This window comes from Streptomyces sp. HD, assembly GCF_028369295.1.
Lineage (GTDB): Bacteria > Actinomycetota > Actinomycetes > Streptomycetales > Streptomycetaceae > Streptomyces.
Genome location: NZ_JAQMYP010000064.1, coordinates 44,446 through 54,077 on the forward strand (window position 1 = coordinate 44,446; position 9,632 = coordinate 54,077).

Below are 9,632 nucleotides of genomic sequence, written 5' to 3' on the forward strand. Positions count from 1 at the left end.
CTTATCGTTCTCCCTCCTGCAGCCGCTCCACGGCGTAACCGGTGACCGCCCCGACGACCACGACGGCGCAGGACATCACGAAACCCTCCAGGGAAGCGCGGCCCCAGTGCACGCCGACGTTTACGGCCTGGGCGAAGAGCGGAACCCCGAAGACGGCGGCGAGGTGCCACGGCACCGAGTCACGGAACGGCTCGCGGTGCAGCCGCCCGGCGATCCAGGCGGCCAGCGCGACGCACACGGCGTTGGGCAGATGGACCAGCAGCAGCCGGCCGCCGAACGACTCCAGGCGTTCCACGCTCTCGAACGTCCCGTAGAAGTACGTCACCTGCACGTACTCGCTGATGAACAGCACGACGAGACCGGCCGCCCAGGCACGCATGAGCGCGAAGAACCCTCCCCGCCCAGCCGTCCCGTGAACCGCCCTGCTCCACGACGGCCCACCTGTGTCACGCATGCCCGATGCCCCTTAGGTCGCTGGCCTGATGTGCTGCGACACCTTAGGCATCGGGGCGTTCGGGCCTCATGGGCCCGCGGACCCAGCTGCGGACCCAAATCCGGAGGGCGGGATTCAGGCGAGGGCCTCCGGACTGCGGTTGCGGGGGAACCCTCGGGCGTGCCTGATCCGTCGTCAACCGAACCAGACGATCAGGCGTGCATTGTCGTCTCCGTGCTCGCCGACGAGACCCTGCATCGCCTGCCGGCCCTGGGCCTCTCAGTGACGCACGCCTGGTCCCCGTCCGCATCAGCGTGCTTACGAACTTGGGATGACGCTGCATCTCCTGCCACAGCCAACGGCCCTAGCCGATGAGGCCCTCGTCGGTCACCGACGCTCCAGGTCCGCAGGTCACAAGTGAGCCCGCTCCTGTTGATCTCCGGGAGCAGTGCAGAGGCATGTCTGGAGCGGCTGAACGGGTTCCGGTTGCCGCGTTGTTCAGGGCGCCCCGTCCAGCTCGACGATCGGGCGGTCGCTCGCGACGGCCACCATGACGAGTGGGGCGTCACCGTCACTGTGACCGACGGAGACGCCGACCCACCGGTCGGTGCCACCCTCGGCCCCAGACTGCACAGGGCCCCAGACCGTCAGATCACCGTAGGCGTCGTTGTCGCACAGTGCCTGGAACAGCGGTGGCATCGGCTCACCCGCCTGCTTCCGGAACAGAGGCACGTGCATGGCCACCCTCCGGTGGGGGCCCCAGCGTCGCTCCAACTCCCTCGCGAGATCGGCCAGATGCCCTTCGGCCGCCTGCGCCTCCTCGTTCCACTGGGGTTCGTAGAGCCCTGTGAGGCCACCGCTCTCCCAAAGGGGCACGATCACGAAGCCTTCGCCCCTCGTTATGGTCCATTCCTGGGTGCCCGGGTCCTCCTCGTCGATCGTCGGTCCGACTGCGGGTACGGACTCGGTCAGGAGGGCTTCGACGTTGGACACGGCCTGCCCGACGTCGAACGTCTCCCCTGCCCGGGCACTCACAATGCGGCCCGGTTCATCGGGCGGGGCAACGGATGCAGGGCCCCGGCGTCCTTCAACCGCACGTTCGCCTCCACCACGTCTTCGATGTCATCGCTCGCCGCGATGTCGAGGAGTACTCCGCCACCGCGCACCTCCTTGCGAGCGGCCGTCATGCTGTCGGAAAGCAGGGCCGCCCGTCCAGGGGAGAGATAGCCGATCCAGCCGACGGAGGGCTCGTCGGGTGCGAAGTCCGCGTCGTCCTCCAAGGCATCGAGCACATCGTCGCCGGTGACACCGCCGAAGTCCGGCTCCCACAGTTGCGCGACCATGGTGAGGAGTTCGGTGTCGGGGACCTCGGCGTCGTCCGGCGAGCCGACCTCGATCACCATCGACTGGAGCAGGAACTCCGAATAGCCGCCTGCCAGACCGCTGACGGAGATCTTCCAGCCCGGTTCGCCCGTGCAGACGAGTCGCAATCCAGTGCCAGCCCTGTCCGACCAACCGTCGGCCTCCTGGGCCGTACGTAGTGCGGCGGCCAGGGAGGCCTCGTCGGACCGTAGGTCGGTGACCTGTCCGGACGCGGCGATGATCCGCCACGTCCACGCCTGGCCTGCCCCGGCGCGGACATCGGATTCCGAACCGGAACCGGATGCGGACCCGGCCGACGGAAGAAGGCTCGCGAGCTGGTCCAGGGTTGCTTTCCAACGTCCGGCCAGCACCTCGACCGACTCCTGCCGGGGCCCCCAGAAGCCCCGCACCACGCGCCGCATCCCCTGCCTCCGTCGCCTCTCTTTCCTCAAGCCTGGCCGGGATCAGCCTATCCGGGCTAGTCGAACGCCTCGGGCTTCCTCGTGCTGTCCGACGGCTTCTGCTTGGTGTAGATCACCTTGATCGGCAGGCCTTCCGTCCGGAACGCCTTACGGGCGGCCTTGGCCACGTCCGGGTTGGAGAAGTTCCATTCGATCGCCCGACCGCCGGACGCGTCCACCTGGCCTCGCGCCTCCGCAAACCACTGACAACACGCGTGGGCCCCAGGACCCAACTCCGGTCCCAATAATGGCCTTTCGAGATGGCCTTACGAGTTGCAGTGGGCAGCGACGGATCCGGGGCGTCAATGCGAGGGCAGGGAACTCGGCGCGCCTGAGCTGTCGTTAACCGAACCAGACGACCAGGCGTACATTGTCGTCCCCGTACTCGGCGGCGAGATCCCGCATCGCATTCCAGACCCGGGACCAGGGTGTCTGGTCCGGAGGAGCGAGCATCCGCGCTGTGAGGATGACGGGGCGGTACACGACGCCGTCCAGGTGGACCTCGCCGCCCTGCGGCCATTCCAATGGGCTGTACACATCCTCGCCGAAAGCATCGGCCGCGGCCTCATCCAGGCCAGGCGTGGCTGAGGCCCACACGATGTCGTGCTGGACGAGCTCTCCGTCGTCACCAGGCCGCCACAAGCCCGCCCAGTAATAGGCAGGCTCGTCGGCGAGCGGGGCGTCCCAGTCGACGGCGCCGACTTCGGCCCAGGTGGCATACGTGTGGCTGTGCTGGTAGTCCTCGCCTCCGGTCTCCCGTACCGGATCCGAGGCGTCGCTCGGAAGCCCGCGGTCGGCGAAGAGCGGACGATCCACACCCCCCGTCCCGCCGAAGTTGAAGAGACACCCCCACGCCTCTCGGTCCCGCCCCAATTGCAGATCCAGAAAGTCGACTTCCATGTCCCACTGTCCGTCGGCCGAGCGAGTCTCGATCACACCGTCGATGTCTGCGCCCACGGGAGATGATGCTAAAACCCGGCGCGGGTATGCAGGTGGGAGCCGCACCAATTCACCTTTCGGCTCAAGGCTCAGCGGGTGGCGTCCTCGACCAGGCTCACCACGGAATACGCCTCGGACGCCGGCACCACCACCAGCGCTCCGCCTCGTCGCCCTTCACGGGTTCGGTGGACGTGCGGAAGATCCTGTCCAGTCGCGTCACGGCGGATCGCAGGCTGTCGGCGTACACGTCGTCGACCTCGGCCACTAGACACGCCAGAGCATCCCGGGCCTCCAGGTCACGCCGGAAGAGGTCCTCCCTGTACCGGCCCGAAGGGCTCCAGTCGGACTCCAACCGGCGGACCAATCTCTCCCATACGCGCAGGCTGTAGTGGACACGCCCTTCTACGCTCGCCGTCGTGCCCGTCGGATACGTGGCCAGGAAGGCATCGGAGAGAGGCGTCCCGATGGGCTCGTATTCGAGGGCTTCGGGGAGGAACTCCACCTTCGCGCTGGGAAGATCGGCCACCTCCGCCTCCACCGCGTCGACCCGGTATGTGGTGTCCTCGTCGGAGTCGATCGCCTCCAGCCGACATCTCACGACGCGTCCGTCCGGCACCGCGACCCAGTATGCGCTGTCCAAGTCGAGGTCCAGCGAGGGGTAGAGGACCGAGGTCGCCGTCCGGGCAGCGAGCCCCTGTGCCAGACCCGCCTCACTCAGGGCTCCGGCCGTCCCGTCCTCGACGTAGATGTCGAGCTCCAGCGCAAGGTCACCGGGCGGCAGCACGCGGTACGTGCACAGGACGGGTGAGTCCCAGCGTCGCGCTTCCTGGTCGCCGTCCGTGTCGGCGACATCGACCGCGTCGCTCGGGACCGCCAGCAATTGAGCCAATGCCCCGCGGAGGCTCGACGGCTCTGGTTCCGCGACGGTGAAAAGATTCGCGATCACTTGTACGTCCCGTCATACACCTGCTTGGCTTTCGCAATCTTGTCCGGATTGTTGATGAACTTGGGATCGCGCTGCAATTGCTGCGACTTACTGAGGTCGCCCTTGTTCCGCACGATCTCCTTCAGGGCAGCGTATTCAATGCGGTCCATGTCGACCAGGCCAGGGCCGGAGACCGGAAAGACGGTTCCGGTGTCCTCTACTCGATACATCCGTCCGTTGATCTCGTACGTGTTCTTGTCCGGCAGGAGCTTGGCACGCCCCTTCGCTATTGCCTCGATGTCTGCGCGGACCAGATCCTCGTTACCTCGGAGGATCACGGTGTTGCGTTCCTTGACCTGACCGCTGCCCGCTCCGCCGACGGTATGCCGCTTGTTGGGGAACCTCAGCGTCTTCCCGGCCGCCGGACCGGGAACGTCGCCTCCCGCCTGCCACTCGTTGGTCGGCTTGTTGCTGCCGTTCTTCTTCTCCGCCTCGTCCGCGGCCTTGTCTGCCTCCTCCGCCTGCTCACGGGCCTCCTTCGCCCGTTCCTTGGCCTCCTCGTCGCAGCCGCCCTCGGCGAGGATGACGTACGGAGAGTCGGACGGGCCCGCAGCGATGACCGTCGTACCCGTACCGGAGGAGCCAGTGAGACCGGCGCCGCTGTCGCCGTAAGGGATTCTGCGGGTCGGCGCCGAGATGGTGCAGCCGGACTCGCGGGCCTCCCGCTCCGCATCGTCGGCGGCCTTGTCCGCGTCGTCGGCCGCCTTGCGTGCGGCGTCGGCATCGCCCGCCTTGGCGGCCTTACGGGCCTTCTCCGCCGCCTCGGCGGCCTGTTCGGTGAGCTTCGTCGCCTTGTTCAGCTTGTTGAGCTTGTTCAGCTTGTTGAGCCACTTCACCTCACCGACACCCGGAATGAACATCGAGCCGATGTTCCAGGCGGTATTGCCGATGCCCGCGCCCCAGTCACCGTTCTTGAAGGACTCGACATCCACGAACGAGTCCACGAGGAAGTCCCCGGCGAACTCAAAGGGAGAGGCGACCCACTGCAGTGGTACGCCGAGGTAGTTCCAGCCGCCCTTGTCCCACTGCTTGCCCAACTCGTCGGCCTTGGCCGACCACCAGTCACCGGTGTACGTGGACAGGCCGTCCCAGATCTGCTTCGCCGAGTCGATGGGGTGCAGGATCATGTTGCCGGTGTCTTTGACGTCCTGCCACGCCGACTTGAACGGCGAGGTGAACAGGTCACCGAGCTGATCCAGGGTGCTCTTGTCGTCCCCGCCGTCGTCCCCGTCCTCGCCGCCCTCGCCACCGTCTTCCTGCGGGGCGTCCTGCGCCTCTACGTCGTCGGCGTCGTCGCCAGGACCGGCCTCGCTGTCACCACCGGTCCCGCCACCGGATGCGCCGCCGTTGCCGGTACCGTTGCCGCCCGACGCGGCGCCCTCCGTACCGCCGGTGCCGGAGGTACCGCCGTTCGCACCGCCCGAAGCGGATCCCCCGTTCGCACCACCGGAGTTGGCACCGCCGGCAGCCGATCCTCCCGACCCTGACGCCGCCCCGTCACCGCCCTGCGTCGCCCCGGCGCTGTCGCCCTGACCGTCGCCTGCCTCGACCGACGTGCCCCCGTCTCCGTCCGGCGGAGGACACCCGGCACCCGTCACCGAGCACACCGCAGACTGGATACCGCTCGATATCTGCCCACCCCAACCCGTCACCAGCAGCGCCACGATGATCGCGGCCACCACGGCCACCAGCCCGGCGTACTCGGCCGAGGTCTGCCCCTGGTCGCTGTGCCGCCACTTCAGCATCCGCGCCAGGCTGAAGCCGGGGTTCTCCTCCCGCTCCAGCTCCGCCAGCAGGAACCACTCCCGCGCCGAACGCCGCGACAGCAGCACGATCACCGCGACCGGAATCGCCAACTGCGCCAGCCCACGTGGATCCGCACGCCCGATCGAGCCCGTCGCCTGCAGAATCAGCAGCGCCTGGACACCGATCAGCGACCACCGCACATACCGGCCACCGGTCCATGCCCTACGGGCCAGAACCGCTCCGGCCACACCGGGCGCGGCCGCGTACACCAGCATCCCGAGGACCTCGCCGGTCACCGGCAGCACCGCGAGCACACCCAGGACACCGAGGACGGTGAACCCGAGAAGCACGAAGAGCAGAACCCGCGCCGCCACGAGAGCGCGCGGCATCCTCACTCGGCCTGTGCCATACAGGGGAGGGGAGTTGAAGGGCGCCCCGGAGCCGTAGTAAGCCGACATAGCCGGTGATCATATGAACGACCACTGACAACGCGCGTGGGCCCCAGGACCCAACTCCGGTCCCAAGTCCCAATGATGGCGGCCCCACGGCCAGGGCTTCAGGAGCCCCCCTCCGCCGCCTCGGACAGCAGGCGGGTCGCCTCGGTCACGGCGACGTTCCGGTCGATGTAGCGCATGGCGAGGTCCTGGGCCCATGGAGAGAACTGATCCTCTCGCCAGAGCCAGGAGAGCATGCCTTCCGCGGTCCAAGCACTGATGCGCGTGGCCCACCGGTCACCGAACTCCTCGGGCCCTTCACCTTGCAAGTCCAGCCCCAGCTGCCGGCACTCGTACCAGCCCTCGGTCATACGCTCGCGGGTGACCAGCCTGACATCCGGCATCAGTTCTCGCAGAACCATGCGGATCTCCAGCCAGTCGGGGCGCTCGTCCTCGTCTTCGTCCCAGTCCCCCTCCCATTCGGGAACGGGTTCCGAAAACGCCAGCCTGCTGCTGGGCAGAAGAGCTTCGAGAATGGCGCGGGCCTGAGCGAAGCGCTCCCCCGTCGGTTCCTCCTCGATCTCCCAGCCGCCCTGCCAGCCGGCTGTCAGGTCTCGCGCCACCTCTGGCAGCAGTGCCTCCTCGCCCTCGACAGGTCGGCTCGCCATTCCCCTGTACATCGGCTCCCGCAGGCGCCTCAGCCACCAGCGGCCCCAGCGTCGATCGCTGTCGACCACATTGCTGTCAGGCACCAGACGCGCCAGAGCCTGCTCGCCATACGGCACACCCAGGGCGTACAGGACGCCGACCGCTTCGAACGACGCAAGTCTGGCGCGCACACATGCCTCGGCAAGAACGGCGGCCTCGGCGCTGTCGGTCACCTGGCCGGCCTCGACGGCTTTCTCCAGCGAGCGCAACAAACCATGGACACGGGACGATGCCGCGCGACGAGCGCGTTGGGCTGTGAAGAGCCGTCGCTGCCCGTCAGTGAGCGTCAGGTCAGGTTCCTTCTCAAACCGCTCGTAGAGGTCGTGCAATTCTTCGGAGGTCCAGTAGCCGTCGGTGGTCGGCGGGGCGTCGGCCATCGCTGCAGCCAGTTCCCCGAGGATCACGGGCACCTGCTTCTCGGGCACCTGCTGATCGTCGGTCATGAGACCCCCAAGTACTCCATCGCGGTCTTCGGGTCCTTCATCTTGCCGGAGTGGATGGCCTCGTACTTCTCGGCGTCGCTCTTGGCGTTCCAGGCGTCGTCCATCGCCTTGAGCTGCGCGGGGGACACATCCTGGCCGGCGATGCGCGCTCCCACGCCGTGCTTGGACATCTCCGAAGCAGGTGTGCCCTCGGGACGGACCTTCGGCTCGTTCGCCGCCTTCTGCGCCTTGCTCTGCTTCTTGTACTGGAACTTGTCGAAGATCTTCTGCCAGTCCTTGGTGGTGGCGATCTCGTATCGGGCCACACGGCCGGGTGCTGCCTTCTGCCAGTCTCCCAACCGCTTTGCCTGGGCGGGCAGGGACGCCTGAGTTGTCGCGTTCCCCCGGTTCTTGACCTCCGCGACATGGACCTTGCCGTCCTTGCCGCGGTAGGCCACGTCGGCGTCCGGGATCCCCGAGACGTCGATCTCGCCGCCCAGGCCGTCCGGGAGCTTCGTCTGCTTGGTCTCCTCGCCGACCGACGAGTACACCGTGCTGCCGTCCGCTGCCTCGTTCTGCGCCACGTGCTTGGTGGTGTTCGCCTCGGCAAGGTTCTCGGCGAGCTTGTCCTTGTCCGGGGAGTTCAGCACCTTGGACCCCAGCTTCCCCCGGCTGAGGGGGTCGATGTTCTTCTGGGCCATCAGCTCCGAGACGTCGGCGATGGCGTCGGCCGCATCCTTCTTGCTGATGTCCTTGGAGTTCGGGTCGACGTCGTCCTTGGCCCGCTTGAGCAGGTTCTCAAGCTGGCTCTCCTGCAGGTTGTTGACCCGCTCGTTCTTCGGGAGCTGCTTCTGCGCCTTGATCTGCTCCCGCAGCAGACCGGCCCGCGCGTCCAGCGCCTCCTGCTGGGCCTGGCGTGCGTCGTCGGCGTCGTCGCCCGTGCACTCCTTGCCGCCTCCCTCGGCGACCACGATCCGGCCGCCCTGCGGCGCCGCCAGGACGCCGGTGCCACTGCCCGGGACTCCGCGCAGGCCGCCACCGCCATACGGGACGCGCCCGATGGCGATGGTGCAGCTGCCATTCTTCTCAGCCTTCTTCTTCGCCTCGTCGGCATGCCTCTGGGCCTCGTCCGCGGCCTTCCTCGCGCCGTCGAAGTCACCGGCCTGAGCTGCCTTGCGTGCCTTCTCGGCCGCGCCGGCCGCCTTGTCGAGGGATTCACCGACCTCGGCCAGCTTCTTGAACTTGGTGAACTTCGTGATGGTCTTCGGGCTGAAGATGCCGATGACGTTGACAAGGGTGTTGCCGATGGAGGCGCCGTAGTTGCCCTTCTCCCAGTTCTCCTTGTCGACGAAGGTGTCGATCGCCAGATCGGAGACGAAGTCCTCGGGCGAGTTGAGCCAACCCCACGCGGCGGAGAAGTAGTTCCCCTTGTCCCACTCCTTGCCCAGCTCGTCGGCCTTGTCGCCCCACCAGTTCGTGGTGTAGCTCTTCAGACCGTTCCAGGTGTCCTTGAGCGAGCCGACCGGGTCGTCGACGAAGTCCATGGTGCTGGCCAGGAAGCTCTTGGTCGGGGCCACGAAGAAGCCACGGACGTGATCCATGAACGTCCGGTCGTGGCGTTCCTGGTCATGTACGTCGTCCCAGAGCGACTTGTCCTCGAAGGGCCCCGGAGCGAGCGGAACCGTGTCGTCCGCCCCCGCGCCCTCATAGGAGATGATCTGGGTCGACGCAGGGTTACCACCGCCGGTGCTGCCACCCGAACCACCACCGGTGCCCGAGCCACCGCCCGTACCTGTGCCACCGCCAGTACCCGAGCCACCGCCCGTACCCGTGCCACCGCCACTGCCTGTACCGCCACCGGTGCCCGTGCTTTCCTGGCCGCCCGAACCACCCTGGGTCCCCGACCCGCCCTGGGTCCCCGAACCGCCTTGAGCACCCGCCCCGCCGTTCGTGCCCGAAGTGCCGGTCGCGCCGGAACCGCCGTCCGTCCCCGCACCGCCGTCCGTCCCCGCACCGCCGCCCGTGTTGGCGCCGCCGTCCGTGTTCGCGCCGCCGTCCGGGCCGGCACCGGTGCCGCCGTCAGCCCCCGCGCTGACACTAAAAAAAATAAGAACCATCAGACGAGCGCTAGACAGTTTATTT

At 67.5% G+C, this 9,632-nt stretch carries 8 protein-coding genes and 1 pseudogene; all 9 read right to left on the reverse strand.

The features are described 5' to 3' along the window. Position 1: 1 nt before the first annotated feature. The gene (locus POF73_RS40200; RefSeq protein WP_272124353.1) at positions 2-454 is read right to left on the reverse strand and encodes a hypothetical protein; all 453 of its coding nucleotides are present in this window, start codon (positions 452-454) and stop codon (positions 2-4) included. 477 nt (positions 455-931) lie between these two features. After that, a complete protein-coding gene (locus POF73_RS40205) occupies positions 932-1,468 on the reverse strand; it encodes a hypothetical protein (protein WP_272124354.1) in 537 nt (178 codons plus the stop codon). Then, positions 1,465-2,217 (reverse strand): hypothetical protein, encoded by a 753-nt coding sequence (locus POF73_RS40210; RefSeq protein ID WP_272124355.1) that lies wholly within the window; start codon positions 2,215-2,217, stop codon positions 1,465-1,467. Before POF73_RS40210 ends, POF73_RS40205 begins: the two co-directional genes overlap by 4 nt. Before the next feature lie 56 nt (positions 2,218-2,273). Beyond that, on the reverse strand, positions 2,274-2,435 hold the full coding sequence (locus POF73_RS40215; protein ID WP_272124356.1) for a hypothetical protein: 162 nt from the start codon (positions 2,433-2,435) through the stop codon (positions 2,274-2,276). 163 nt (positions 2,436-2,598) lie between these two features. Beyond that, the gene (locus tag POF73_RS40220) at positions 2,599-3,213 is read right to left on the reverse strand and encodes a hypothetical protein (RefSeq protein ID WP_272124357.1); all 615 of its coding nucleotides are present in this window, start codon (positions 3,211-3,213) and stop codon (positions 2,599-2,601) included. Positions 3,214-3,310: 97 nt separating this feature from the next. Then, positions 3,311-4,141: a hypothetical protein gene (locus POF73_RS40225; RefSeq protein ID WP_272124358.1), complete on the reverse strand. Its 831-nt coding sequence runs from the start codon at positions 4,139-4,141 to the stop codon at positions 3,311-3,313. Continuing rightward, complete coding sequence (locus tag POF73_RS40230) at positions 4,138-6,300, reverse strand: hypothetical protein (RefSeq protein ID WP_272124359.1); 2,163 nt, start codon at positions 6,298-6,300, stop codon at positions 4,138-4,140. Before POF73_RS40230 ends, POF73_RS40225 begins: the two co-directional genes overlap by 4 nt. A gap of 182 nt (positions 6,301-6,482) precedes the next feature. Next, complete coding sequence (locus tag POF73_RS40235; protein ID WP_272124360.1) at positions 6,483-7,511, reverse strand: hypothetical protein; 1,029 nt, start codon at positions 7,509-7,511, stop codon at positions 6,483-6,485. Next, positions 7,508-9,632: pseudogene (locus POF73_RS40240) on the reverse strand (hypothetical protein); the annotation flags it as partial. The gene POF73_RS40235 and the pseudogene POF73_RS40240, both read right to left, overlap by 4 nt.

Coding starts and splice junctions, on each gene's coding strand:
- POF73_RS40210 (WP_272124355.1), bottom strand. CDS start 2,217: ATGCGGCGCGTGGTGCGGGGCTTCTGGGGGCCCCGGCAGGAGTCGGTC.
- POF73_RS40200 (WP_272124353.1), bottom strand. CDS start 454: ATGCGTGACACAGGTGGGCCGTCGTGGAGCAGGGCGGTTCACGGGACG.
- POF73_RS40235 (WP_272124360.1), bottom strand. CDS start 7,511: ATGACCGACGATCAGCAGGTGCCCGAGAAGCAGGTGCCCGTGATCCTC.